The 407-nt window shown below is 70.8% G+C and carries 1 pseudogene; it reads left to right on the forward strand.

Going from position 1 to position 407, the window contains the following annotated elements:
* Window positions 1-407: pseudogene (locus GVL52_RS29705) on the forward strand (hypothetical protein); the annotation flags it as partial.

Consider the following 407-nt stretch of genomic DNA (forward strand, 5'->3'; position numbering starts at 1 on the left):
GTTCTGGATCATCACCATGCTGCTGTGCCTGATCGGCCTCACCACCCTGAAGCTGCGATGAACCCGATCGACCGCGACCGCCTTTCCATGCCCGACGGCAGCCTTCCGGATGCCGGGGCGGAGCCGTTGCCGCTGGCCCATGGGGTTGCCGGCGTCGTCCCGCCTTCGGACGCCATGCCGTCGCCGGTGGAGGAAAGCGGCGAGGTCGATGCCTCCGCTGACGTGGCTGAAGTTCCGGACCCGGCTCCGGCAGCCGGTGGCACGCAGTCCGCTGCTCCCGCCCCCGTCTCCGCCGTGGATGCCGCAATGGCCGGGATCGACATGACCGCGCCGCGGGTGTCGGCCGCGCAGCAGGCCGCGGAGTTCGTGGCCCGCATCTTCGCCGACGTGCAGCCGGAGAGCGAACA

The organism is Rhizobium sp. 18055, from assembly GCF_902706285.1.
Classification (GTDB): Bacteria; Pseudomonadota; Alphaproteobacteria; order Rhizobiales; family Rhizobiaceae; genus Rhizobium.